This is a genomic window from Agromyces cucurbitae, from assembly GCF_058349945.1.
Genome location: NZ_JBYRES010000003.1, coordinates 206,595 through 231,611, shown reverse-complemented (window position 1 = coordinate 231,611; position 25,017 = coordinate 206,595). Strand labels below are relative to the sequence as shown.

Annotated in this window: 20 protein-coding genes and 4 tRNA genes; 8 read left to right on the top strand and 16 right to left on the bottom strand. The window is 69.5% G+C overall.

All coding sequences use genetic code 11. The annotated features are described in order from the left end of the window. Positions 1 to 18: 18 nt before the first annotated feature. Entirely contained in the window at positions 19 to 2,739 is a 2,721-nt protein-coding gene (locus tag AC3RJ6_RS12300; RefSeq protein WP_491427362.1) for a phage tail tape measure protein, read from the top strand. 49 nt (positions 2,740 to 2,788) lie between these two features. On the opposite strand, the gene AC3RJ6_RS12295 is transcribed toward AC3RJ6_RS12300, so the two are convergent. The 6 genes from AC3RJ6_RS12295 to AC3RJ6_RS12270 form a co-directional block, all read right to left on the bottom strand. Then, complete coding sequence (locus AC3RJ6_RS12295; protein WP_491427361.1) at positions 2,789 to 2,923, bottom strand: hypothetical protein; 135 nt, start codon at positions 2,921 to 2,923, stop codon at positions 2,789 to 2,791. A gap of 55 nt (positions 2,924 to 2,978) precedes the next feature. After that, entirely contained in the window at positions 2,979 to 3,446 is a 468-nt protein-coding gene (locus AC3RJ6_RS12290; RefSeq protein WP_491427360.1) for a type II toxin-antitoxin system death-on-curing family toxin, read from the bottom strand. Continuing rightward, positions 3,418 to 3,576: a hypothetical protein gene (locus AC3RJ6_RS12285; protein ID WP_491427359.1), complete on the bottom strand. Its 159-nt coding sequence runs from the start codon at positions 3,574 to 3,576 to the stop codon at positions 3,418 to 3,420. Before AC3RJ6_RS12285 ends, AC3RJ6_RS12290 begins: the two co-directional genes overlap by 29 nt. 131 nt (positions 3,577 to 3,707) lie before the next feature. Next, positions 3,708 to 3,779: transfer RNA gene (locus AC3RJ6_RS12280), tRNA-Val, on the bottom strand. A 25-nt stretch (positions 3,780 to 3,804) separates the two neighbouring features. Further along, positions 3,805 to 3,878, bottom strand: a tRNA-Cys gene (locus tag AC3RJ6_RS12275). A 56-nt stretch (positions 3,879 to 3,934) separates the two neighbouring features. Then, a tRNA-Gly gene (locus tag AC3RJ6_RS12270) sits at positions 3,935 to 4,007 on the bottom strand. 237 nt (positions 4,008 to 4,244) lie between these two features. Here AC3RJ6_RS12270 and AC3RJ6_RS12265 point away from each other — a divergent pair. Beyond that, positions 4,245 to 4,320 (top strand) — tRNA-Val (locus AC3RJ6_RS12265). Positions 4,321 to 4,519: 199 nt separating this feature from the next. On the opposite strand, the gene AC3RJ6_RS12260 is transcribed toward AC3RJ6_RS12265, so the two are convergent. From AC3RJ6_RS12260 to zapE, 4 genes are all read right to left on the bottom strand, one after another. After that, positions 4,520 to 6,127, bottom strand: coding sequence for an ABC-F family ATP-binding cassette domain-containing protein (locus AC3RJ6_RS12260; RefSeq protein ID WP_491427358.1), 1,608 nt, complete (start codon positions 6,125 to 6,127; stop codon positions 4,520 to 4,522). Between the two features lie 515 nt (positions 6,128 to 6,642). Next, positions 6,643 to 7,206 (bottom strand): type II toxin-antitoxin system PemK/MazF family toxin, encoded by a 564-nt coding sequence (locus AC3RJ6_RS12255; RefSeq protein ID WP_491427357.1) that lies wholly within the window; start codon positions 7,204 to 7,206, stop codon positions 6,643 to 6,645. A 50-nt stretch (positions 7,207 to 7,256) separates the two neighbouring features. After that, entirely contained in the window at positions 7,257 to 8,519 is a 1,263-nt protein-coding gene (locus AC3RJ6_RS12250) for an ammonium transporter (RefSeq protein ID WP_491427356.1), read from the bottom strand. 229 nt (positions 8,520 to 8,748) lie between these two features. Further along, the gene (zapE, locus tag AC3RJ6_RS12245; RefSeq protein ID WP_491427355.1) at positions 8,749 to 9,804 is read right to left on the bottom strand and encodes a cell division protein ZapE; all 1,056 of its coding nucleotides are present in this window, start codon (positions 9,802 to 9,804) and stop codon (positions 8,749 to 8,751) included. A 142-nt stretch (positions 9,805 to 9,946) separates the two neighbouring features. Here zapE and AC3RJ6_RS12240 point away from each other — a divergent pair, with 142 nt between their 5' ends. Both AC3RJ6_RS12240 and AC3RJ6_RS12235 read left to right on the top strand, forming a co-directional pair. Next, positions 9,947 to 10,846: a sulfurtransferase gene (locus tag AC3RJ6_RS12240; protein WP_491427354.1), complete on the top strand. Its 900-nt coding sequence runs from the start codon at positions 9,947 to 9,949 to the stop codon at positions 10,844 to 10,846. A 62-nt stretch (positions 10,847 to 10,908) separates the two neighbouring features. Continuing rightward, entirely contained in the window at positions 10,909 to 11,346 is a 438-nt protein-coding gene (locus AC3RJ6_RS12235) for a SufE family protein (RefSeq protein WP_491427353.1), read from the top strand. Here AC3RJ6_RS12235 and AC3RJ6_RS12230 read toward each other — a convergent pair whose 3' ends face one another. Continuing rightward, a complete protein-coding gene (locus AC3RJ6_RS12230; protein ID WP_491427352.1) occupies positions 11,347 to 12,522 on the bottom strand; it encodes an alpha/beta hydrolase family protein in 1,176 nt (391 codons plus the stop codon). Between the two features lie 139 nt (positions 12,523 to 12,661). Between AC3RJ6_RS12230 and AC3RJ6_RS12225 the strand changes: the two genes are divergently transcribed. The 4 genes from AC3RJ6_RS12225 (at position 12,662) to AC3RJ6_RS12210 (ending at position 17,875) form a co-directional block, all read left to right on the top strand. After that, positions 12,662 to 13,252, top strand: coding sequence for a DUF3000 domain-containing protein (locus tag AC3RJ6_RS12225; RefSeq protein WP_491427350.1), 591 nt, complete (start codon positions 12,662 to 12,664; stop codon positions 13,250 to 13,252). After that, on the top strand, positions 13,245 to 14,441 hold the full coding sequence (locus tag AC3RJ6_RS12220; protein WP_491427349.1) for an HRDC domain-containing protein: 1,197 nt from the start codon (positions 13,245 to 13,247) through the stop codon (positions 14,439 to 14,441). The genes AC3RJ6_RS12225 and AC3RJ6_RS12220 overlap by 8 nt, the downstream gene beginning before the upstream one ends. A 78-nt stretch (positions 14,442 to 14,519) precedes the next feature. Next, positions 14,520 to 15,725 carry a thiolase family protein gene (locus AC3RJ6_RS12215; RefSeq protein WP_491427348.1) on the top strand — a complete coding sequence of 402 codons (1,206 nt, stop codon included), beginning with the start codon at positions 14,520 to 14,522 and terminating at the stop codon, positions 15,723 to 15,725. Positions 15,726 to 15,730: 5 nt separating this feature from the next. Beyond that, on the top strand, positions 15,731 to 17,875 hold the full coding sequence (locus AC3RJ6_RS12210) for a 3-hydroxyacyl-CoA dehydrogenase NAD-binding domain-containing protein (protein WP_491427347.1): 2,145 nt from the start codon (positions 15,731 to 15,733) through the stop codon (positions 17,873 to 17,875). Positions 17,876 to 17,949: 74 nt separating this feature from the next. On the opposite strand, the gene dxs is transcribed toward AC3RJ6_RS12210, so the two are convergent. From dxs to dut, 5 genes are all read right to left on the bottom strand, one after another. Then, positions 17,950 to 19,896, bottom strand: a complete 1,947-nt coding sequence (gene dxs / locus AC3RJ6_RS12205) for a 1-deoxy-D-xylulose-5-phosphate synthase (RefSeq protein ID WP_491427346.1) — start codon at positions 19,894 to 19,896, stop codon at positions 17,950 to 17,952. Positions 19,897 to 20,030: 134 nt separating this feature from the next. After that, complete coding sequence (gene acnA / locus AC3RJ6_RS12200) at positions 20,031 to 22,841, bottom strand: aconitate hydratase AcnA (RefSeq protein WP_491427345.1); 2,811 nt, start codon at positions 22,839 to 22,841, stop codon at positions 20,031 to 20,033. 156 nt (positions 22,842 to 22,997) lie between these two features. Further along, positions 22,998 to 23,783, bottom strand: coding sequence for a DUF3159 domain-containing protein (locus AC3RJ6_RS12195; protein WP_491427344.1), 786 nt, complete (start codon positions 23,781 to 23,783; stop codon positions 22,998 to 23,000). Between the two features lie 2 nt (positions 23,784 to 23,785). Then, on the bottom strand, positions 23,786 to 24,406 hold the full coding sequence (locus tag AC3RJ6_RS12190) for a DUF3710 domain-containing protein (RefSeq protein WP_491427342.1): 621 nt from the start codon (positions 24,404 to 24,406) through the stop codon (positions 23,786 to 23,788). Then, positions 24,403 to 24,861 carry a dUTP diphosphatase gene (gene dut / locus AC3RJ6_RS12185; protein WP_491427341.1) on the bottom strand — a complete coding sequence of 153 codons (459 nt, stop codon included), beginning with the start codon at positions 24,859 to 24,861 and terminating at the stop codon, positions 24,403 to 24,405. Before dut ends, AC3RJ6_RS12190 begins: the two co-directional genes overlap by 4 nt. Positions 24,862 to 25,017 lie beyond the last annotated feature (156 nt).

Sequence of the window (25,017 nt, the reverse complement as noted above, 5' to 3'; positions counted from 1 at the left end):
GGGTTAGGCAGGTATGAGGTGGCTGATCGGGTAACGAAAGTTACGTTGACGGCGCAGGTGGCGCAGTACGTGGCGGGTATGGAGAAGGCGGCGAAGGCGACGCGGGACGCGTCGACTGAGGCGGGCAAGCTGTCCGCGCAGAAGGAAGCGTTTGATGGCGTTGGTAAGGCGTCGCTCGCGATCGGTGCATTGGCGGCGGTCGGTGTGGGGCTGGCGGTGTCGAAGTTCGCTGAGTTCGATAAGCAGATGTCGGCGGTGCAGGCCGCATCGCATGAGTCGGTGGCGAACATGACGGCTCTGCGGCAAGCGGCAATTGATGCGGGTGAGGCAACCGTGTATTCGGCGACTGAGTCGGCGAGCGCGGTTGAGGAGCTCGGAAAGGCCGGTCTCGAGACGGCTGACATTCTCAGCGGTGGTTTGACGGGTGCGCTGAACCTTGCGGCTGCCGGTGGGATTGAGGTTGCACGGTCGGCTGAGGTTGCGGCTGACGCGATGAACCAGTTCAACCTTGCTGGGTCGGATCTCCCACATGTCGCGGATCTGTTCGCGGCCGGTGCGGGTAAGGCGTCGGGTTCGGTTGAGGATCTTGCGCAGGCGATGGGTCAGGTTGGCCAGGTTGCGCACGGTACGGGGCTGTCGATCGAGGAGACCACGGCTGGCCTTGCGGCGTTCGCGTCGCAGGGGTTGAAGGGTTCCGACGCGGGCACGGCGTTCAAGACGATGCTGGGTGGTCTGACGCCGAATTCGAAGGCTGCTGCTGACGAGATGGAACGTCTCGGGCTCAACGCCTATGACTCGAGTGGCTCGTTCATCGGGTTGGCGAAGTTCGCCGGCAACCTCCGCGGCTCGCTTGAGGGTTTGACGGATCAGCAGCGGAATGCATCGCTCGAGCTGATCTTCGGGCAGGACGCGATTCGTGCTGCGACGGTGCTCTACTCCGAGGGTGAGGCGGGGATCAACAAGTGGTCGAAGGCGGTCGACGATTCCGGGTACGCGGCGGAAACCGCACGTATGCGGATGGACAACCTCGCGGGCGATGTCGAGAAGCTGGGCGGGGCGATCGACACGACCCTGATCCAGTCCGGGTCGGCAGCGAACGACGCGCTACGGGCTCTCGTGCAGGCCGCTACGGGCGCCGTTGACGCGATCGGTGACCTCCCGGAGCCCGTGCTGGGTGTTGGGACTGCTATGGGCGGTCTGACGGCGGCTGTGGGCCTCGCAGGCGGTGCCGCACTGCTCGCGATCCCGAAGATTGCGGAGTTCAGGGCGTCGCTGTCGGCGCTTGGTATTTCGGGTGGTCAGGCAGCGAAGGGCGTCGGTCTGGCGGGGGGTGCGATCGCCATAGCCGGCCTTGCACTCTCCGCGTGGGCGAGTGAGGCTGCGCAGGCATCGGCGAAGACGGAGGGCTTCGTGACGACCCTCGATGAAGCCACCGGCCGGGTGACGGAATCGACGAGGGAGATGGTCATCGCGAACCTCTCCACGAAGGACACCTTCCTCTGGATCGAGGCGGCCGATTCCGCGTACTCGGCCGCGGAGAAGATCGGTCTCGGGATCGATACCGTGACGGACGCCGCGATGGGCAATGTCGACGCGATGCGCGAGGTCGAGAAGGTCACCCTGAACTCGGCTACTCGCGGCCTCGACTATGCGAACGCCTCCAAGATTGTGGTCGATTCGGTTCGTGGCGAGTCGGCTTCCATCGCGGATGCGATCAAGGTCGCTGAGCAGAAGAACCGTGCGCAGGCTGACGGCGTCGAGGTGACCAAGAGCGCGGCGGACGCGTATCTGGATGCTGCGTCGGGTGCACAGGAATTGAGCTCGCAGATCTCGGAACTCATCGACCAGATCAACGAGGCGAACGGTGTCGGGCAGGATGCCGTCTCTCAGAACCTCGACTACAAGAACGCCCTGGCGGAGGTCGACGAGACGATCAAGAACGCGAAGGACGGGGTCGAGGGGTACGCGCTCGGGCTGGATGAGAACACGCAGGCAGGCCGTGACAATATGGCCATGCTTGTCGATCTCGCGAAGGAGTCGCAGGAAGCAGCGAAGGCGCAGTTTGATCTCGACGGCAACACAGACGATTACCGTGCCACGCTCGAGGCCGGCCGTCAGGCGCTGATTGACCGGGCCGAGCAGTTGGGTTTGAACGCCGATGAGGCGGGCGCATTGGCGGATCAGATCTACCGGATTCCGGATTCGTCGGAGTGGCGTGTGATCGCGGAGACTGCGGCTGCACAGGCCGCACTTGACGGGTTCATTCGTGACTACTCGGGCCGTCAGATCCCGCTCTACGTGCAGGCGATCAAGGACATGTCGGGTCGGCCGATGAACGTCGGTCAGTACGCCGATGGTGGCCTCGTGACTGGTCCTGGTGGGCCGCGTGAGGACAACATCCCGGCGATGCTGTCGGCGGGTGAGTTCGTCGTCAACGCGACCGCGGCACACCGCAATCTGGGACTGCTGAGCATGATCAACAGCGGCGGCGAAACCTCACGCTGGGAGGCCTTCAACAAAGTCCCGCAACGATACGAGGCGGCCCCCGCAACGTACACCTACTCGGTGCCGGCACCCGCGGCGAGCACGGTTGTGTCTGGGCCGACGAACCTGAGCCCGCTTGATCGACAGCTCCTTCGCGAGATCCGTGACCGCGTCGGCGTAACGGTCCCTATTGGGGATGTCATGGGTGCGACCGGTTCACGGAACACGCTGAACAGCCGGAACGGGCGCGGCTGACCACACTTCACCGGGAGAAGTGCGTTTCACTTCTCCCGGTGAAGTGCCGTTACTCGCTCGAGCCGAAGTCGACGACGATGACCTCACAGTTACGACACCAGTACTCGCCTTGTTTGCGGTGCATCGTGCGCGTTCTGCAGGCGGGGCAGTTGGGTTCGGTCGGGTTGAGGCCGTCGTCATCCATGCCGAGAGCGTAGACGTGAGTCGCATGTCTCACCTGGAGAAGTGTTCGCGGGTAATCACTTCTCCCGGAGAAGTGACAGCGCTTCCCGCGGCAGGTAGAACCAGCGGCGGAAGCCCCGGTGCTGCTCTTCATACACTTCGCGAAACCATGTGGCTATCTCGTCAAGGTCCATCCAGCCTGAGCAGGCCGCGATAACCAACGCGTATGAATGGGCCGGCAGGACCGGTCGCAGGTGACGTCCGTTGAGGCTTAGAAAGGTCACAGCTGAGACGAACGCGGTGCGTTTGTTCCCCTCAACGAAGTGCTGGGTGGCTCCCAGGCCGTGCAAGAGTGCAGCCGCCTTATCCCAGAGCTCCGGATGCACCTCTTGCCCGTATACGGGCCGTGGGCGAGCTAGAGCACTGTGGATGCCGTCAGCCGATCGTACGCCTGCGCCAGCCCCACCTATGCGCAGATTGATCTCAACAACGGTCTCGAAATCGAGATACTCAACTTCACGCAAGGCGGCGGAGAAGCTCAGCATTCTCGCGGGCAACCTTATCGGCCACGCGGAGCGCCTTCTCCTGCTTCTTCGTGAACTGACCCTTCTTTAGAGCAGCACGATTAGCGCGCTCTGTACGAGTCGCGTTGATAACAGCGTGCATCGTGGTCATAGCAATCACTTTAGCAACTCAGATAGCAATGTTGGCTGACAAAGTCGACATACACCAGGCAGATATTGCACAGATATCGCACGGCCGAACAACCCAAACAAAAAACCCCCGGCAAACCGGGGGTTTCAGTGTGGGCGATACTGGGATCGAACCAGTGACCTCTTCCGTGTCAGGGAAGCGCGCTACCGCTGCGCCAATCGCCCGAGTCGAGATGGCAGGATCTCGGCTTGGAGGTGGATACGGGATTCGAACCCGTGTATACGGCTTTGCAGGCCGCTGCCTCGCCTCTCGGCCAATCCACCGTTCATGGGTTCACCACCAAAGAACAGGAGCCGGGCTTTCGCCCGACCCTGATCAGAGCGGATGACGAGACTCGAACTCGCGACCCTCACCTTGGCAAGGTGATGCGCTACCAACTGCGCCACATCCGCGTTGCTCCGCATTTCTGCGTGCAGAGAAGACTTTATACACACTTCGAGCGATTCACAAACCGAGCGAGCGCCCGACGCCGTTCTCCCCGGTCAGCGTGCCATTCGTCCCGTGAATCCCGGGCGTGTCGAGCCGGTCGGCTCCCCCGCGCCGCGCCCGGCCGGCGCTCGATGTGCATTCGCCCCATTGCGTCGGCTAGTATCGAGTCCGGTCACCGCAACGGAGACCGAAACCCACTTGGGCGATTGGCGCAGCTGGTAGCGCGCTTCCTTCACACGGAAGAGGTCGTCGGTTCGAGCCCGGCATCGCCCACCACGTAGAACGCCCCCGGCACACGCCGGGGGCGTTCGTCGTTTCGAGACCGACACACGGGCCCATCGCCCACCACGAGAGAACGCCCCTGGTCCGCGCCAGGGGCGTTCGTCGTTTCGAGACCGAGACACACGGGCCCATCGCCCACGACAGAACACCCCCGGTCACCCGGGGGCGTTCGTCGTTTCGCGGCCCAGCCCCGTCAGGCGTCGAGACTGCGACGCTCGTGCATCCGGCCGCGCCCGTCGAGCTCGAGGATCGTGTCGATGCCGACACGTTCCAGGAACGCTCGGTCATGACTGACGACGAGCAGGGCGCCCTGGTAGGCATCGAGGGCCTGGGCGAGTTGGTCGACGCTCGCGAGGTCGAGATTGTTCGTCGGCTCGTCGAGGATCAGCAGCTGGTGGGGCGGCTCGGCGAGCAGCAGGCGGGCGAGCGCGACGCGGAACCGCTCGCCGCCTGAGAGTGTACGAACCGGACGGTCCACGCTGTCGCCGCGGAGCAGGAGCCGGGCGAGCTGGTTGCGGATCGTTCCCGACGCGACGTCCGGGGCGGCGGTCTGCACGTTCTCCATGGCACTGTCCTCCTCCACGAGACCGTCGAGACGCTGCGGAAGGTACCCGACCCGATCGGTGAGGGCACGGCCGCGAGGACGGCCGGGCCTCGACTCGCCCCGACCGACGAGTTGCGCGACGAGGGTCGACTTCCCGGCGCCGTTCGCGCCGATCAGCGCCACACGCTCGGGTCCCTGGATCACGAACGATCGGTCCTCGTCCTCCAGCTCCACGAGCCGGCGCCCGCGCGGAACGCCGGGGTCCGGCAGGACGAGATGGATGTGCTCGTCGCTGCGCACCCGGGAGTCCGCGGCATCGACGGCCGCCTGCGCGGCCTGGACCTTGTCGTCGAGCGTGGCGCGGAGCGACCCGGCGGAGCTCTGGGCCCTGCTGGCCCGGTTGCCCGCCAGGATCTTGGGGATGCCGCCGTCCTTCTGCGTCTTCCTGGCCGTGCGGTCGCGACGGGCGAGCTTCGTCTCGGCCTCCATGCGCTGCCGCTTCTCGACCTTGAGCGCCTGCTGTGCCGAACGGGCCGCCTGCACCGCGGCCGCCTGCTCCTGCGCCTGCCAGGCGCGCCATGAGCCGTACGGGCCGCCGTGGGTCTCGAGGGCGCCGTCGCGCAGTTCGGCGATGGCGTCCATGTGCTCCAGCAGCTCGAGGTCATGGCTGACCACGATGAGTGCTCCCGGCCACTCGTCGATGAACCCCGCCACCTTCACGCGGGTGGCGCGGTCGAGGTTGTTGGTGGGCTCGTCGAGCAGCGTGATCGCCGGGCGGCGGATGCGCAACCCGGTGATCGCGATGAGCATGGCCTCGCCGCCGGAGACCTCGGCGACCCGGCGCTCCAGGTCGGCCGCGGAGAACCCGATCTGGTGCAGCGCCTCATCGGCCCGTGACTCGATGTCCCAGTCGTCGCCGATCGCGTCGAACTGCCGCTGGTCGACGTCGCCGGCCTCGATCGCCCGCATGGCCGCGAGCGCGCCGTCGATGCCGAGCAGTTCGGCGATCGTGGTCCGCGATCGCAGGGTGAGGGTCTGGGGAAGGTAGCCGACGGCGCCGACCGTCTCGATGCGTCCGGTGGTCGGCGTCAGTTCGCCGGCGATGAGCCGGAGCAACGTGGACTTGCCGGCGCCGTTGCGGCCGATGAGGCCGGTGCGGCCCGCGCCGAACGTGCCGCCGACGCGCTCGAGCGCGACGGTTCCGTCCGGCCATTCGAACGTGAGGTCGCGAAGGGTGATGGTGGAGCGGGTGGACATTTCGGAATCTCCTTTCACTCCGTCGAGGCAGGGCCGTCGGCGGAGCAGGTGCTCGATCGCGATGCGGCGGCCTTCACGGTCGGCGCAGCGGGATCGCGCACTGGTGAGTCGGTGGTCGGAACCTCGACCGCGGCTCATCCGCCGGTGGCGCGCGATCGGCCCAGGCGCACGTCTCCCAGGCGGGCGGAGCGGTCGCAGGGAGCGCGTACCGGCCGAGGACACGAGGCGGGAACATCGCAGCTCGACAGTCGACGAGCGGGGAACGAGGTCGGGGATCGTGCGAACGTCCCAGGGCGCGCAGGCAGCAGTCGACGCTCCCTTCGGGGAGCGAGACTCGCGAAGGTCGCAAGACCGACCGTTCGGCGATGCGGGCGACGCCCGCACGTGCGAAAGCCACCGGGAGTCCGGTGGCTAGGCTCTGTCGACCTCGATCGTTTCCATCTCGTCAGCCTATCAGCCGACCGCTCGGGAGCCGCCGAGCGCGCCCGCCCCCGTGCTGTCGCACGACGTCGCGATCAGCTCCAGCCGTATCGGCGTGCGAGCGCGTCGGCGACGCGCCCGTAGCGCTCGGCGTCGAGCGAGGCCGCCTCGCGGCGCATGCCGCCGGCGCGCACCCGGAACACCCGGTCGGTCTTCACCCAGCTCGGGCGGCCGTCCGAGTCCCATGCGCCCTCCCCGAGCGAGACGTAGTCGCCGTCGCCGTCATGGGGCTTGCTCGTCAACTGCACCGCCAGGTAGTCGCCGGCGTCCGACGCGGCGACGATCACGACGGGGCGGTCCTTGCCGCGCCCGTCTCGCTCCTCGTACGGCACCCAGGTCCACACCACCTCGCCCGGGTCGGGCTCGCCGTCACGCGACGGCGTGTAGCCCATGCGCACGCTGCGGAGGCGTCGCGGGTCGATCTCGACGGTCGCATCCGGTCCCGCCTGTCCGGGCGAGACCTCGTCGTCGGTGGAACGCGCCCGCGAGGCATCCCGCTCGGTGCTCGCTCGTCGAACCGGGGCCGGTCGCGCGCCGCCCGAGGAGAGCGCCCGCAGGAAACGGCCGACGGCGGTGAGGAGGCGGCCGGTGTCAGTCACACCGGGCACACTACCCCACCGCCGTCGGCCGGCAGAGGCTCGAGAAGGAGTCAGACGGTCTCGAGCTTGTAGGCGTCCTCGCCGTGCACGACGGTGTCGATGCCGGCGATCTCGTCCTCGTTCTTGACCCGGAAGCCCATCGTCTTCTGGATGAGCGTGCCGATGCCGTAGGTGAGCCCGAACGAGTACACGAGCACCGAGACGGCGGCGATCGCCTGCACCGCGAGCTGCGTGAAGTTGCCGCTGTAGATGAGGCCCGTGCCGTTCGCGAAGAAGCCGAGGTACAGCGTGCCGATGAGGCCGCCGACGAGGTGGATGCCCACGACGTCGAGCGAGTCGTCGAAGCCGAACTTGAACTTCAGGTCGATCGCGAGCGCGCAGACGGCACCGGCGACGAGGCCCAGCACGATCGCCCAGATCGGCGTCAGCGACGCGCACGCCGGCGTGATCGCGACGAGGCCGGCGACGGCGCCCGACGCGGCGCCGACCGAGGTGGGCTTGCCGTCCTTGATCTTCTCGACGAGGAGCCAGGCGAGCAGCGCCGCCGCGGGCGCCGCGATCGTGTTCACGAAGGCGACCGCCGCGGTGTTGTCGGCGGCGAGTTCCGAGCCCGAGTTGAAGCCGAACCAGCCGAACCAGAGGAGGCCGGCGCCCAGCAGCACGAACGGCGGGTTGTGGGGAACGTGCGCACCCTTCGAGAAGCCGACCCGCTTGCCGAGCACGAGCGCGAGGGCGAGCGCCGCGGCACCGGCGTTGATGTGCACGGCCGTGCCGCCCGCGAAGTCGATCGCGCCGACGCCGAACACCTCTTGCAGGCCGTAGGTGATCCAGCCGCCGTACGCGAAGCTGCCGTCGTCGGCGAGCCCGAAGTTGAACACCCAGCTCGCCACCGGGAAGTAGACGATGGTCGCCCAGATGCCGGCGAACACCATCCAGCCGCCGAACTTCGCCCGGTCGGCGATCGCGCCCGAGATGAGCGCGACCGTGATGATGGCGAAGGTCGCCTGGAACGCCACGAACGCGAGCGGCGGGTACGCGGCGCCCTCGGGCGTCTCGAGGAGGCTCTCGAGCCCGATCGCCGACCAGTCGATCGACCACGGCGGCACGAGGCCCTCCGAGCCGGGGAAGGCGATGGCGTAGCCGTAGAGCACCCAGAGCACCCCGATGAGGCCCATCGCGCCGAAGCTCATCATCATCATGCTGATGACGCTCTTCGCCTTGACGAGGCCGCCGTAGAAGAACGCGAGCCCCGGCGTCATCAGCAGCACGAGTGCCGCCGAGATCAACAGGAACGCGGTGTTGCCTTGATCCATCTCTCGAACCTCTCTCGGATTCGGGTCGCGGGGGCGACCCGTGCCGCAAGTGTCACGAGCGGTCGTTTCGAGCGGTTCGTCGTTGTGTTTCGGGGGCGTTACGGTCGGCGCCGTCGTGTGAACAGCGCGTTTCAGGGCGCCACGAATCGCCCCTGCATCCGATCTGGACGCCTCGGGCGACGAGCGCGGCAGGCGACGGGATGCCTCGGGCCGGCGCCGTGCGGGCCGCTCAGTCGTGCGGCGGCAGCTCGCCCGAGGTGAGCGCGATCATGCGGCTCATCGAGCGGAGGTACTTCTTGCGGTAGCCGCCCGCCATCATCTCGGCGTCGAAGACCTCGTCGAGGGGCGTGCCGCTCGCGATGATCGGCACCTCTGCGTCGTACACCCGGTCGATGAACGCCACGAGGCGCAGCGCGGCGTTCTGGTCGTCGAGCTCGTGCGCGCCCGTGAGCGCGATCGCGTCGAGCCCCTCGACGAGGCGCACGTACTTCGACGGGTGCACGGTGGCGAGGTGCGCGATGAGGTCGTCGAACCCGTCGAGCGACACCCGGTGGCCGCGCTCGGCGAGCGCATCGGCCGTGCGGCGCACCGCCGCATCGTCGCCCGCGACCTCCGCATGGCCCTCGGTGTCGCGTCGGCGGTAGTCGAGCCCGTCGATGCGGAGCGTCTCGAAGTTCGACGACAGGGCGTGGATCTCGCGGAGGAAGTCGGCCGCGGCGAAGCGGCCCTCGCCGAGCGCGTTGGGCGGAGTGTTGCTCGTGGCGGCGACGCGCGTACCGCCAGCCATGAGCTCGCCGAGGAAGCGCGTCATGAGCATCGTGTCGCCCGGGTCGTCGAGCTCGAACTCGTCGATGCAGATGAGCTTGGCGCCGCGGAGCAGCTCGACCGCCTGCGCATAGCCGAGCGCGCCGACGAGCGCGGTGTACTCGATGAAGGTGCCGAAGTACTTCGGCCCGTGCGCGACATGCCAGAGCGACGCGAGCAGGTGGGTCTTGCCGACGCCGAACCCTCCGTCGAGGTAGACGCCCGGCAGTTCGATGCGCGCAGGACGCTTGCGCGAGAAGAATCCGCCCGGGCGCTGGGCCGCGCGCCACGCCCCGGCGAACTGGTTGAGCCGGTCGAGGGCGGCCTGCTGCGACGGGAAGTCGGGATCGGGGCGGTACGACTCGAACGAGGCGTGCTCGAACTGGGGCGGCGGCACGAGCTCGGCGGCGATCTCGGCGCCGGAGATCGACGGGTTTCGGTCGACGAGGCGGATGGGTGCCGGGCTGGCGGCCGTGGTCATGCTGGAGAGCTCCCGTGTTGCACCGGATGACGGGTGCTGTGTCGAGGCCCCGTGGGCCGCGTAGATTCGGAGATGGACAGGTCATCAGCCTAGTCCGCTCCCCCGCTCACCCCGCCCGACCGGGCGACCACAGGAGGCTCCCATGTCCGCCGAGTTCGACGCCGCCGCGAAGTTCGCCGAGTACGCCCACCCCGAGCGTCTCGTCTCCACCGACTGGCTGGCCGAGCACCTCGGCGAACCCGGCCTCGTCGTGGTCGAGTCCGACGAGGACGTGCTGCTCTACGAGACGGGGCACATCCCCGGGGCGGTGAAGATCGACTGGCACCTCGATCTCAACGACCCCGTCGTCCGCGACTACGTCGATGCCGAGCGCTTCGCCGAGCTGCTGGGGTCGCGCGGTATCGCGCGCGACACGACCGTCGTGATCTACGGCGACAAGAACAACTGGTGGGCGGCCTACGCGCTGTGGGTGTTCACGCTCTTCGGCCACGAGGACGTCCGCCTCCTCGACGGCGGCCGCGACCTGTGGATCGCCGAGGGCCGCGAGCTCACGACCGACGTTCCCGACCCCGCTCCGGTCGAGTACCCCGTCGTCGAGCGCGACGACCGCGCGGTACGGGCGTTCAAGGACGACGTGCTCGCCCACCTCGGCAACCCGCTCATCGACGTGCGCTCCCCCGAGGAGTACACGGGCGAGCGCACGACCGCGCCCGCCTACCCCGAAGAGGGTGCGCTCCGCGCGGGGCACATCCCCACCGCGGCATCCGTGCCGTGGGCTCGGGCGGCCGCGGCCGACGGCACCTTCAAGACCCGCGCCGAACTCGACGCGATCTACCGCGACGAGGTCGGCCTCGTCGACGGCGATGACATCGTCGCGTACTGCCGCATCGGCGAGCGCTCGAGCCACACCTGGTTCGTGCTGCAGCACCTGCTCGGCTTCGAGAACGTGCGCAACTACGACGGCTCGTGGACCGAGTGGGGCAGCGCCGTGCGCGTGCCGATCGTGACCGGCGCCGAGCGCGGCGAGGTACCCGGCCGCTGAGCGCAGGGGCGGTCGCCACGCCGGCGGCCGCCCGCCGTCGTCGGCGTGGGAGAATGGCGGGGATGGAACCGACGACCCTGCCCACGGCCCTCGCCGAGATCCGCGACGACTTCCTCGCACTCGGCGTGCGCGACCGGCTGCAACTCCTGCTCGAGTTCTCGAACGAGCTCCCCGAGCTGCCCGAACGCTACGCCGACCACCCCGACCTGCTCGAGCGAGTGGTCGAGTGCCAGTCGCCGGTGTACATCTTCGTCGAGGTGGTCGACGGCGTCGTGCATCTCTTCGCGACGGCCCCCGCAGAGGCGCCGACGACGCGCGGGTTCGCCTCGATCCTCGTGCAGGGGCTCGCCGGCCTCACGGTGCAGGAGGTCCTCGACATCCCCGCCGACTACCCGCAGTCGCTCGGCCTCGGCGAGGCCGTCTCGCCGCTTCGCGTGCGCGGCATGACGGGCATGCTCGCTCGCGCCAAGCGCCAGCTCCGCGAGCGCGTCGCCGCCTGATCAGCCGACGATCTCGTCGTCTCCCGGGTCGGTGGGCGCCGCCGCCGATCGGGCGGCGAGCCATCCGGTGATCAGCCGCGTCCAGCGCTCGGGGTCGTGGTTCCAGAGCTTCGTGTGCCGGGCGCCAGTGAACTCCTCGAACTGCACCAGGTCGGGTCTGGCCGCCGCGAGCCGGCGCGACCCGTCGATGGGGACGAAGCCGTCGTCGGCGCTGTGCATGAGCAGCATCGGCGCCGTGAACTCCTCGGCCCTCGCCACGAGGTCGAGCGCGACGAGGTCGATCGGTGCCGCTGCACCCGTGAGGCCGGCCCCGACCGGAGCGCCGAGCACACCCGCCACGAGATCGCCGAGCCCCGCGGGAAGACCCATCGCGGTGCCCTGGAACCGGAGGATGTCGACCCAGTCCACTGCGGGCGAGTCGAGGACCACGCCGACCAGGTGCTCGCGCACCTCGCTCGACCGCAGCACCGCCTGCAGCGCGATCATGCCGCCCATCGACCAGCCCATGAGCACGATCTCGCGCGCGCCGCGGGCGATCGCGAACCGCACCGCGGCGACGACGTCCTCCCACTCCGTGCCGCCGAGCCCGTACCGGCGATCGGCGCTGTCCGGCGCCTCGCCGTCGTTGCGGTAGGAGATGAGCAGGCTGTTCCAGCCCGCCTCGTGCACGGGCGCGACGGCGCGCAGCGCTTCGTGGCGCTTCGCGCCGCGACCGTGCACCTGGACGACCCAGCGATCGGTCGGCTCCGCAGCGGGCACGGACCAGGCCGGCGCCGGCCCGAGCGGGGTCTGCACGACGACATCGCGAGCGGGCGGGTCGAGCTCCCACGGGCCGAGGAAGTACCACCCGTCGATCCGCCCGCGGCGGGCCCGGTCGAGGCGCCCGAAGTCGACTGCGTCGATGCCGCGCACGACGGTGCCGTCGCGCACCTCGTCGACGTCGGCGAGGCGGGCGTGCCCGCTGTCGCCCTCGAACCAGAGGCCGTACCGGCCGCGCATCCGCGACTCGTCGCCTGCGGCGAGCGTGATGCTCCCCGCGGCGAGGTCGACGCCGAGGATCCGCAGGTCCTCTTCGCGCCTCGCCGGAGGCGTGACGACCTTGCGGGCGAACAGGACGGTCGCGACGACGGTCGTCGCGGTCGCCACGACGGCGATCGCGCCGGCGACGATCCCCACCGCCGCCACCGTCGTTCCGACGATTCGGAGCCCACCCGGGCGCTTCGCCATCCCTGCCTCCCGCCCCTCGACCGACGCACTGCGGGCCGGTGCGGCGTGCCGCCGCCGCCGGTTCCGAAGGAGACTCTAGTCTGCACTCGTGCCCGACCACCCGACCGCCGCTCCCGCCGAGTTCGAGAACGCCCTCGCCTCGATCCGGGCCGCCGTTCCACGCGGTGAGCTCACCGTCTCGGAGATCCCGGCGCCGGGCGGACTGGCCCCCTACGCGGCCGCGCTGTCGGCCGACGTGTCGCCGTCGCGGCACGGCGACGACTCCGAACTCGGCACCGGCCGGTTCATCCTGCTCTACGACCCGAGCGAGCCCGAGGCGTGGGGCGGCCGATTCCGCGTCGTGTGCTTCGCCCAGGCACCGCTCGAGACCGACATCGGGCTCGACCCGTTCCTCGCCGACGTCGCCTGGTCGTGGCTCATCGACGCACTCGACGCGCGCGGCGCGCGGTACGTCGCGGCATCGGGCACCGCCACCAAGATCCTCTCGACCGGCTTCGGCGAACTCGCCCATCAGGGCGACGGTGCGCAGATCGAGCTGCGGGCCTCGTGGACGCCCCTCGACGCGGCGATCGGCCGGCATGTGGAAGGCTGGGGGGAGTTGTTGTGCATGCTCGCGGGGCTGCCGCCCCGTGCTGAAGGGGTCACGGCGTTGCCCCGCCGGAGGTCTGATCGTGGATGAATACCGGGTGATCGAGACGCCCGCGGCGTTCGACGAGGCCGTCGACCTCCTGCTGGGCGGCGAGGGACCGATCGCCGTCGACGCCGAACGGGCGAGCGGATTCCGCTACTCCCAGCGCGCCTATCTGATCCAGATGTACCGGCGCGGTGCCGGCGTGTTCCTCTTCGACGCGCCCGCCGTACCCGACTTCTCGGCCCTCGAGCACGGCATCCGCTCGGAGGAGTGGGTGCTGCACGCCGCGAGCCAGGACCTCGCCTGCCTGCGCGAGGTCGGCCTCGACCCCGACCGCATCTTCGACACCGAACTCGCCGCACGCCTGCTCGGCATGCCGCGGGTCGGTCTCGCCTCGGTCGTCGAGGAGCTGCTCGGCATCAAGCTCGCGAAGGAGCACTCGGCGGCCGACTGGTCGACGAGGCCGCTCCCCCAGTCGTGGCTGAAGTACGCCGCGCTCGACGTGGAGCTCCTCGTCGACGTTCGCGACCGCCTCGTCGACCGGCTCGACGAGACCGGCAAGTCGGCGCTCGCCGGCCAAGAGTTCGACGCGGTGCTGCACCGGGCGGCGAAGCCTCCGGCCGCCGAGCCGTGGCGCCGGCTCTCCGGCATCCACTCGATGCGGAGCCCCCGCAACCTCGCCGTCGCCCGAGAGCTGTGGGTGTCGCGTGATTCGCTCGCCTCCGAGACCGACATCGCGCCGGGTCGGCTCATCCCCGATGCCTCGATCGTCGCGGTCGCCCGATCGCTGCCCTCGACGCGTCGAGCGCTCGCCGACCTCCGCGAGTTCACGGGCCGGGCGAGCCGCACCGAGCTCGATCGGTGGTGGACGGCGATCGAGCACGGACTCTCGACCGACGACCTCCCCGCCGTGCGGGTGCCGAGCGATGCGCCGCCGCCGCCCCGCGCCTGGGCGGCGCGCAACCCCGAGGCCGATATCCGGCTCAAGGCGGCGAAGGCCGCGGTCGCGGTCATCGCCGAGCAGCTCGACATGCCCGTCGAGAACCTGCTCACCCCCGACTTCCTGCGCCGGGTCGCCTGGCACCCGCCGACACCCGCCGACGCGGCGTCGATCGCGACCGCGCTCGAGCAGCTGGGTGCGCGCCCCTGGCAACTTGAGGCAACCGCACAGATTATCGCCGATGCGTTTGTGGAGGCGTCACAATCGCTCCTCGACGCCGCCTCCGAGGGTTCGTAGGAACCGTCAAGCGATTCGGGAGCGCTCCGCGCCGGTTCGTAGGATCGAGGCATCCTGATTTCGAAACGGAGCTGCAGCGTGGCTGAACGAGCTGATGTCGTGTTCGTCGACGGGGTCCGAACCCCGTTCGGACGAGCCGGTGAAAAGGGCATGTACTGGAACACCCGGGCCGACGACCTCGCGGTCAAGGCGATCACCGGGCTCCTCGAGCGCAACCCGAACCTCCCGCCCGAGCGCGTCGACGACGTCGCCATCGCGGCCACGACGCAGCAGGGCGACCAGGGCCTGACGCTCGGTCGCACCGCGGCGATCCTCGCGGGCCTGCCGATGAGCGTGCCGGGCTTCGCGATCGACCGCATGTGCGCCGGTGCGATGACCGCCGTCACGACCACCGGGTCGGGCATCGGCTTCGGCCAGTACGACGTCGTCATCGCCGGAGGTGTCGAGCACATGGGCCGCCACCCGATGGGCCTCGACGCCGACCCGAACCCGCGCTTCCTCACCGAGAAGCTCGTCGCCGCCGACGCGCTGAACATGGGCAACACGGCCGAGCGTCTGCACGACCGCTTCCCCGAGCTCACCAAGGAGCGCAGCGACCGCTTCGGCATGCTGAGCCAGCAGAAGGTGCAGGCCGCCTACGAGGCCGGCCACATCCAGCCCGACCTCGTGCCGGTCGCGATCCGCACCGCCGAGGGCTGGGGCCTCGCGAGCGAGGACGAGGGCCGCCGCCCCGAGACCACGATGGAGGGGCTCGCCGCCCTCAAGACCCCGTTCCGTCCGCACGGCCGGGTGACCGCGGGCAACGCCTCGCCCCTCACCGACGGTGCGACCGCCGCGATCCTCGCGAGCTCGGACGCCGCGAAGGAGCTCGGCCTCACCACGAAGATGCGCATGGTGAGCTTCGGCTTCGCGGGCGTCGAGCCCGAGGTCATGGGCATCGGGCCGATCCCCTCGACCGAGAAGGCGCTCAAGAACGCCGGTCTCTCGATCGACGACATCGGGCTCTTCGAGCTCAACGAGGCGTTCGCCGTGCAGGTGCTGAGCTTCCTCGACCACTTCGGCATCGCCGACGACGACCCCCGCGTCAACCCGTGGGGCGGCGCCATCGCGATCGGCCACCCGCTCGCGGCGTCGGGCGTGCGCCTGATGCTGCAGCTCGCCCGCCAGTTCGAGCAGCACCCCGAGGTGCGCTACGGCGTCACCGCGATGTGCGTCGGCCTCGGCCAGGGCGGCACCGTCATCTGGGAGAACCCCCACCACAAGCGCTACGGAAAGGGCCGCTGAGCGACATGACCGACTACTCGAAGATCGACTTCTCCGAGCTGGCGGCCGCGTTCGCCGACGACGAGGTCGTCACGCACTCGTACGTGCGCGACATCCGCCTCGCCTCCGGACGCACCCTCGCCCTCATCACCCTCGACAACGGTCGCGACCACACCCGGCCCTCGACGCTGGGCCCGGTCACGCTGCTCGAGCTGAACGACCGGCTCGACGAGCTGAAGGTCCGCGCCGCAGCCGGCGAGATCCAGGCGGTCGCCATCACGGGCAAGCCCTACTTCCTCGCCGCCGGCGCCGACCTCTCGAAGGTCGGCGAGATCCCGAGCCGCGACATCGCGCTGAAGATGGGGCAGCTCGGGCACATGGTGTTCGGCAAGCTCGGCGAGCTCGGCGTGCCGTCGTTCGCGTTCATCAACGGCCTCGCTCTCGGCGGCGGCCTCGAGGTCGCGCTGAACAGCGATTACCGCACGGTGGATGCCTCGGCGCCGGCGATCGCGCTGCCCGAGGTGTTCCTCGGCATCGTGCCCGCTTGGGGCGGCGCGTACCTGCTGCCGAACCTCATCGGCATCGAGAACGCCCTCAAGGTGGTGATCGAGAACCCGCTGAAGAACAACCGCATGCTGAAGGCGAAGGACGCCTTCGACCTCGGCATCGCCGACGCGATGTTCGCGCCGGTCAACTTCCTCGAGGACTCGCTCAAGTGGGCCGACGGGGTGCTCGGCGGCTCGGTGCAGGTGAAGCGCCCGAACGCTCCCGGCAAGCTCGAGCGGCTCGCCAAGTGGGACGTCGCGGTCGGCATCGCCCGCAAGAGCATCGAGGGCAAGCTCGGTACGACGGCGAAGTCGCCGTACGTCGCGCTCGACCTGCTCAAGGCGGCGAAGTCCGGCACGAAGGCCGAGGGTTTCGCCCGCGAGGACGAGGCGCTCGCCGACCTCGTGTCGGGCGACCAGTTCGTCGCGTCGATCTACGCCTTCAACCTCGTGCAGAAGCGCGCGAAGAAGCCCGCCGGAGCCCCCGACAAGTCGCTCGCCCGCAAGGTGACGAAGGTCGGCGTCATCGGTGCGGGCCTCATGGCGAGCCAGTTCGCGCTGCTGTTCGTTCGCCGCCTGCAGGTGCCCGTCGTCATCACCGACCTCGACCAGGCGCGGGTCGACAAGGGCCTCGCGTACATCCGCGACGAGATCGGCACCCTCGAGCAGAAGGGCCGCATCGACGCCGACGAGGCGAACCGCCTGCGCGCGCTCGTGTCGGGCACGACCGACAAGGCCGACTTCGCCGACTGCGACTGGGTCATCGAGGCCGTCTTCGAAGACCTCGCCGTGAAGCAGCAGGTGTTCGCCGAGGTGGAGCCGCACCTCGCCGAGACCGCGATCATCGCGACGAACACCTCGTCGCTCTCGGTCGAGGAGATCGGCGAGAAGCTCGCCCACCCGGAGCGCCTCGTCGGTTTCCACTTCTTCAACCCCGTCGCGGTCATGCCGCTGATCGAGATCGTGAAGACCCCGAAGACCGACGACGAGACGCTCGCCACGGCCTTCGCGACCGCCGCGAAGCTGCGCAAGAGTGCCGTGCTCACGGCCGACGCCCCCGGCTTCGTCGTGAACCGCCTGCTCGCCAAGGTCATGGGCGAGGCGGCGCGCGCCGTCGACGAGGGCACACCGGTGCCGGTCGTCGAGAAGGCGCTCGCCCCGATCGGCCTGCCGATGGGCCCGTTCGAGCTCATCGATCTCGTCGGCTGGGCGGTCGCCGCCCACGTGCAGGACACGATGGTGCGCGAGTTCCCCGAGCGGTTCTACGCCTCTGAGAACATGCACGCCCTCTCGAAGCTGGGCTCCCCCGTCGTCGAGAAGGACAAGCACGGCAAGGTCACCGACCTCACCAAGGAGGCGAAGAAGGCGATCACGGTCGGCAAGTCCGCGGTGGATGCCGCGACCATCCTGCGCCGCGTGGAGGACGAGCTCGCTCGCGAGATCAAGCTCATGCTCGACGAGGGCGTCGTCGCGGCCGCCGAGGACATCGACCTCTGCCTCATCCTCGGCGCGGGCTGGCCGTTCCAGGCCGGCGGCGCGACGCCGTACCTCGACCGGGTCGGTGCCTCCGAGCGCGTCTTCGGCGACACCTTCCACCACCCCGCCATCCGCGGCGTGGGGGCGTAACCGCCCTCCGGCGACGAACGGGCCCGCGACCTTCCGGTCGCGGGCCCGTTCCGCGTCTGCGGAGCCGGCGCTCGCTACTTCTCGGCGTGCGCGATGACCGGCTGCGTGCCCGTGTCGCCAGAGGCCCCACGGGCATGCGGGAGTTTGGTGCCGAGCACCATCGCCGTGACATCGTGCGCGATGTGCTGCGGCGTGAGGCCCACCCGTTCGAGGATGTCGGCGCGCGCGCCGTGCTCGAGGAACTCGTCGGGCAGGCCGAGTTCCGTCACCGCCGTGTCGACGCCCGCCTCGCGCAGGTCCTGGCGGATGCGCGTGCCGACGCCGCCGACTCGGATGCCGTCCTCCAGCGACACGACGATGCGATAGTCGCCCGCGAGCTCGACGACGCTGCGCGGCACGGGGACGACCCAGCGGGGGTCGACGACCGTCGCGCCGATGCCCTGCGCCTCGAGCCGCTCGGCGACGTCGAGACCGACGCCCGCCATGGGGCCGACGGTGACGATGAGCACGTCCTTCCGCTCCGACTCCACGAGCACGTCGACGCCGTCGTCGGTGCGGCGGATCGCGTCGAACTCGGTTCCGACCGACCCCTTGGGGAAGCGCAGCACGGTCGGAGCATCCGTCACCTGCACGGCCTCGCCGAGCTCCTCGGCGAGCCGGATCGCGTCGCGCGGAGCGGCGATGCGGATGCCCGGCACGACCTGGAGGATCGAGAGGTCCCACACGCCGTGATGGCTCGGCCCGTCAGGACCGGTGACGCCGGCGCGGTCGAGCACGAACGTCACGCCGGCCCGGTGCAGGGCGACGTCCATGAGGAGCTGGTCGAAGGCGCGGTTCATGAACGTCGCGTAGACCGCCACGACGGGGTGCAGCCCGCCGAATGCGAGGCCGGCGGCGGAGGTGACGGCGTGCTGCTCGGCGATGCCCACGTCGAACACCCGGCTCGGGAAGCGCTCGGCCATCCGGTGGAGGCCGGTGGGGCGCAGCATCGCGGCCGTGATGCCGACGAGCCGTTCGTCGCCCTCGGCGAGGTGCACGAGCTCGTCGGCGAACACGCTCGTCCAGCTCTTCGCTCCCCCGGTGTCGAGCGGCTCGCCCGTCTCGGGGTCGATCTGCCCGACGGCGTGGAACTGGTCGGCGACATCGTTGCGGGCGGGCTCGTAGCCACGGCCCTTCTCGGTGATCGCGTGCACGATGACCGGCGCGCCGTAGTGCTTCGCCTGGCGCAGCGCGGCCTCCATGGCCTGTTCGTCGTGGCCGTCGACCGGTCCGACGTACTTGATGTCGAGGTTCGAGTAGAGCGCCTCGTTGTCGGTGAATCGCGACAGGAACCCGTGCAGTCCACCGCGCACGCCGCGATAGAAGGCCTTAGCCGGGCCGCCGAGCTTCTCGAACGCGTCGCGGCTCGACAGGTGGAGGTTGCGGTAGGTGCGCTTCGTGCGCACCGAGTTGAGGAAGCGGGCCATGCCGCCGATCGTCGGCGCGTACGAGCGGCCGTTGTCGTTCACGACGACGATGAGCTTGCGGGTGTTGTCGTCGGAGATGTTGTTGAGCGCCTCCCACGTCATGCCGCCCGTGAGCGCGCCGTCGCCGACGACCGCGACGACGTGCCGATCGTGCTGCCCCGTCATCTCGAAGGCCTTCGAGATGCCGTCGGCCCACGAGAGCGAGCTCGACGCGTGCGACGACTCGACGATGTCGTGCTCCGACTCGCTGCGCTGCGGATAGCCCGCGAGGCCCCCGGTCTGGCGCAGGGTCGAGAAGTCCTGGCGGCCGGTCAGCAGCTTGTGCACGTACGACTGGTGCCCGGTGTCGAAGACGATCGCGTCGCGCGGCGAGTCGAACACCCGGTGGATCGCGATCGTGAGCTCGACCACGCCGAGGTTGGGGCCCAGGTGGCCGCCGGTCTTCGCGACGTCGGCGACGAGGTGTTCGCGCACCTCGACTGCGAGCCGCTCGAGCTGCTCCTTCGAGAGTGCGTCGAGGTCGCGGGGGCCTCGGATCGTCTCGAGCAGGGTCATGCGTCAGGCCTCCGGGATGTCGCGGCGAGAGTGCCACCGAACGGAACGAGTCTACGCCGGGCAACCTGGGCGCCCGGGCAGACGACAGGGCGATCGGCGGAACCGCCGATCGCCCTGTCGTCGAGGGGTGCGCGTCAGACGAGGCTGCGCAGCACGTACTGCAGGATGCCGCCGTTGCGGTAGTAGTCGGCCTCACCGGGCGTGTCGATGCGGACGACCGCGTCGAACTCGACCGTCTCCTTGCCGGCGGGCGAGTGCTCGCTGGGCGCGGCGACGACGTGCACGGTCTTCGGCGTGGTGCCCTCGTTCAGCTGCTCGAGGCCCGTGATCGAGACGATCTCGGTACCGTCGAGGCCGAGCGACGCCCAGCTCTCACCGGCCGGGAACTGCAGCGGCACGACGCCCATGCCGATGAGGTTCGAGCGGTGGATGCGCTCGAAGCTCTCGGTGATGACCGCCTTGACGCCGAGGAGGCTCGTGCCCTTGGCCGCCCAGTCGCGCGACGAGCCCGAGCCGTACTCCTTGCCGCCGAAGATGACGAGGGGGGTGCCCTGCGCCTGGTAGTTCTGCGACGCGTCGTAGATGAACGACTGCGGGCCGCCCTCCTGCGTGAAGTCGCGGGTGTAGCCGCCCTCGACACCGTCGAGGAGCTGGTTCTTGAGGCGGATGTTCGCGAAGGTGCCGCGGATCATGACCTCGTGGTTGCCGCGACGCGAGCCGTAGGAGTTGAAGTCCTTGCGGTCGACGCCGTGCTCGGTGAGGTAGCGGCCGGCGGGGCTGTCGGCCTTGATCGAGCCGGCGGGCGAGATGTGGTCGGTGGTGACCGAGTCGCCGAGCTTCGCGAGCACGCGGGCGCCCGAGATGTCGCTGACGGGAGTGGTCTCCATCGTCATGCCGTCGAAGTACGGGGGCTTGCGCACGTACGTCGACGCCTCGTTCCACTCGAACACCGAGCCGGTCGGCGTCTCGAGGTTGCGCCAGCGCTCGTCGCCCTCGAACACGCTCGCGTACTGGTGCACGAACATGTCCTTGTTGATCGAGTTGTCGATCGTCTCCTGCACCTCGGCGGCGTCGGGCCAGATGTCCTTCAGGAAGACGTCGTTGCCCTCGGAGTCCTTGCCGAGCGCGTCGACCTCGAAGTCGAAGTTCATCGAACCGGCGAGGGCGTAGGCGATGACGAGCGGCGGCGACGCGAGGTAGTTCATCTTCACGTCGGGGTTGATGCGACCCTCGAAGTTGCGGTTGCCCGAGAGCACCGCGGTGACGGCGAGGTCGGAGTCGTTGACCGCGGTCGAGATCTCGTCGATCAGCGGACCCGAGTTGCCGATGCAGGTCGTGCAGCCGTAGCCGACGGTGTAGAAGCCGAGCGCCTCGAGGTCGGCCGTGAGGCCGGCCTTCTCGTAGTAGTCGGTGACGACCTTCGAGCCCGGCGCGAGCGTGGTCTTCACCCACGGCTTCGCCTTCAGGCCCTTCTTCGCCGCGTTGCGGGCGAGCAGGCCCGCCGCGAGCATGACCGACGGGTTCGAGGTGTTCGTGCACGAGGTGATCGCCGCGATCGCGACCGCACCGTGGTCGAGCGTGAACTTCTGGCCGTCGGCGAGCGTCACGGGCGTCGGGTTCGACGCGGTCGCGGGCGCATGGCTCGCGTGGTGGTGCTCGTGGTGGCTGTGCTCGTCTTCCGGCGAGTTGCCGGGCGGGTCGGAGGCCGGGAACGACTCGGCGATCTCGAGGTCGACGAGGTCGTGGTCGACGGTCGCGTAGTTGAGCAGGTCCTGCTCGAACGCCGACTTCGAGTTCGACAGCTCGATGCGGTCCTGCGGACGCTTCGGACCGGCGATCGACGGGACGACGGTCGAGAGGTCGAGCTCCATGTACTCGCTGTACGCGGGCTCGTTGTCGGCGTCGTGCCAGAGCTTCTGCGCCTTCGAGTACGCCTCGACGAGGGCGATCTGCTCCTCGCTGCGACCGGTGAGGCGCAGGTAGTCGAGCGTGACGTCGTCGATCGGGAACATCGCGGCGGTCGAGCCGAACTCGGGGCTCATGTTGCCGATGGTCGCGCGGTTGGCGAGCGGCACAGAAGCGACGCCCGAGCCGTAGAACTCGACGAACTTGCCGACGACGCCGTGCTTGCGCAACATGTCGGTGATGGTCAGCACGACGTCGGTCGCGGTGACGCCCGTGGGGATCGAGCCCGAGAGCTTGAAGCCGACCACCTTGGGGATGAGCATGGAGACCGGCTGGCCGAGCATGGCCGCCTCGGCCTCGATGCCGCCGACGCCCCAGCCGAGCACGCCGAGGCCGTTGACCATCGTCGTGTGCGAGTCGGTGCCGACGCAGGTGTCGGGGTAGGCGCGGAGGACGCCGTCGACCGTGCGGGTGAACGTGACCTTCGCGAGGTGCTCGATGTTCACCTGGTGGACGATGCCCGTGCCCGGCGGGACGACCTTGAAGTCGTCGAACGCCGTCTGGCCCCAGCGGAGGAACTGGTAGCGCTCGCCGTTGCGCTCGTACTCGATCTCGACGTTGCGCTCGAGGGCGTTCTCGGTGCCGAAGAGGTCGGCGATGACGGAGTGGTCGATGACCATCTCGGCCGGCGCGAGCGGGTTGATCTTGTCGGGGTCGCCGCCGAGGGCGACGACCGCCTCGCGCATGGTGGCGAGGTCGACGATGCAGGGCACGCCGGTGAAGTCCTGCATGACGACGCGTGCGGGCGTGAACTGGATCTCGGTGTCGGGCTCGGCGGTCGGCACCCACGAGCCGAGCGCCTCGATCTGCTCCTTCGTGACGTTCGCGCCGTCCTCGGTGCGGAGCAGGTTCTCGAGCAGCACCTTGAGGCTGAACGGCAGCTTCTCGTGCCCCGGCACGGTGTCGAGCCGGAAGATCTCGTAGGACTTGTCACCGACGTGGAGCGTGTCCTTCGCCCCGAAACTGTTCACTGCAGACACGATGTCCTCTCCTTCGCGGATGTCGCCCGGCACGCGGACGGCACTCCATCTTCTCCGTCAGACAGGGGGCCGATCCAGCAAGGGTAACCTAAGCCGTTCGCCCGCCGACAGGCCGCGTTCGATGTGCGGATTTATCTTGACGTCGAGATAACTGTATCACTCGGCCGCGCGCTGCGCCGACGGGTAGACGGCGCGCACGACGAGCCAGGAGAAGACGAGGACGAGGGCGTAGAGCGGCACGCCCATCAGGAGGCGCATCGCGCCGAGCGCCTCGACGTTGTCGGCGAGGTAGAACGGCACCTGCACGACGAGCCGGGCGACGAACAGCCCGATCCAGACGAGCGTCAGGAACTGCATCGCGCGGTACTTGCGCCGATCCCTGCGCCACGCGACGCCGTCCCCCATGAGGAAGCCGACGACGAGGCCGATGGCCGGCCAGCGGATGAGGAGCGAGACGAGGAGCGCGAGCGCGTAGGCGGCGTTCGTGAAGAAGCCGAGCACGTAGTTGTCGCGCGCGTTGCCCGTCCACAGCGCGAGCGCGGCGGAGGCGAGCACGCCGATGAGCCCGGCGATCGCCTGCGTCGGCTGCCCCTTGGTGGCGATGCGGACGAGCGTGAAGACGACGGCCAGCCCCACCGAGGCGATGAGCGCGGGCACGAGTGCGGCCTGCGGATCCTGGCCGGCGAAGCTCGTCAGCGAGCTGTAGACGACGAGGAACACGAGGCCCGGGAGCAGCGCCTCGAGGATGCCGCGCACCCCGCCGACCGCGGTGAGCAGGTCGCGGCCGCTCAGCTTCTCGTCGCGCGCGAGCGCACCGAGGCCGCTCCGCTCGGCCGCGGCCGCGAACGCCCGGCCGAACTCGCCGGCCTCGCCGGGAGCCTCGTTCGCGGCATCCGCCTCGCCGTCGGGATCGGGGCGCCCGGCGCCCGCCTCGTCGGTCACGCCTACGCCGTCGGCGCGCCGGCGGACGACGCCGGCATGCGCAGCGGGATGAGGTCGCGGGGCGGCATCGGCGTCGCCCCCCTGACGACGACGATCGACCGGAACAGGTCTTCGATCTGGGTCGCCGCAGCGGGGTCGACGGCCGCCTGCCCGGCGATGACCCCGCGCAGGAACCAGCGCGGGCCGTCCACTCCGATGAACCGCGCGAGGCGCATCTGTCCGGGCTGGCCCTCGCCGGCCGCGACCGGGATCTGCGCGAGCAGCTCGGGGCCGAACGTGCCCTCGCGAACCGTGGTCGTGCCGCCCTGGCGGGCGATCTGGTCGGCGATCTGGGCACGGATCTCGTGCCAGAGGCCGCTCGAGCGCGGCGCGGCGAAGGGCTGCACCTGCAGCGTGGAGTTCGCGTAGTCGAGCCCGATCGCGACGACGCGCTTCGAGCCCTCCTCGACCTCGAGGCGGAGGTGCAGGCCCTCGCGGGGCAGGATCTTCACGCCGCCCAGGTCGACGTACGGGCGAACCGGGTTGGCCTCCGACTCGTCGAGGGGGCCTGCCGACGCCCGGTCGTCGGGGGCGGACTTGGGCTGGTCGACGGGAGTCCCGTCGGTGTTCTCGATGTCGCTCACGCGTTCACTCCTGACTTGTGCTCCCCGAATCCCGTGGAGCCGAATCCCCCGTCGCCGCGCAGGCTGCCCGGCAGTTGCTCGACCTCGACGAAGCGCGCCCGGCTCACGGGCATCACCACGACCTGGGCGATGCGGTCGCCCGCCTCGATGGCGTACGGCTCGTTCGCGTCGGTGTTGAGCAGTGCGACCTTGATCTCGCCGCGGTAGCCCGCGTCGACCGTGCCCGGCGCGTTCACGATCGTGATGCCGTGCTTGAACGCGAGGCCCGATCGCGGCACCACGAAGGCGACGTAGCCGTCGGGCAGGGCGATCGAGACGCCGGTGCCGACGGTCGCACGCTCCCCCGGGCCCAGCACGACCGCCTCGGCGGCGTGCAGGTCGGCTCCGGCATCGCCCGGGTGGGCGTAGTTCGGGATGCGCTCGGCGGTGATGAGGACGTCGACGGAATCGGTCACCGTATGAGGGTAGTGCAGAAGTCCTGCGACGACGTGCCCGAACGCCCCGGGGTCACCGGCAGCGCCGATTCAGGGCCACGTGCAGAAGTCCTGCGACGACGTGCCCGAACGCCCCGGGGTCACCGGCAGCGCCGATTCAGGGCCACGTGCAGAAGT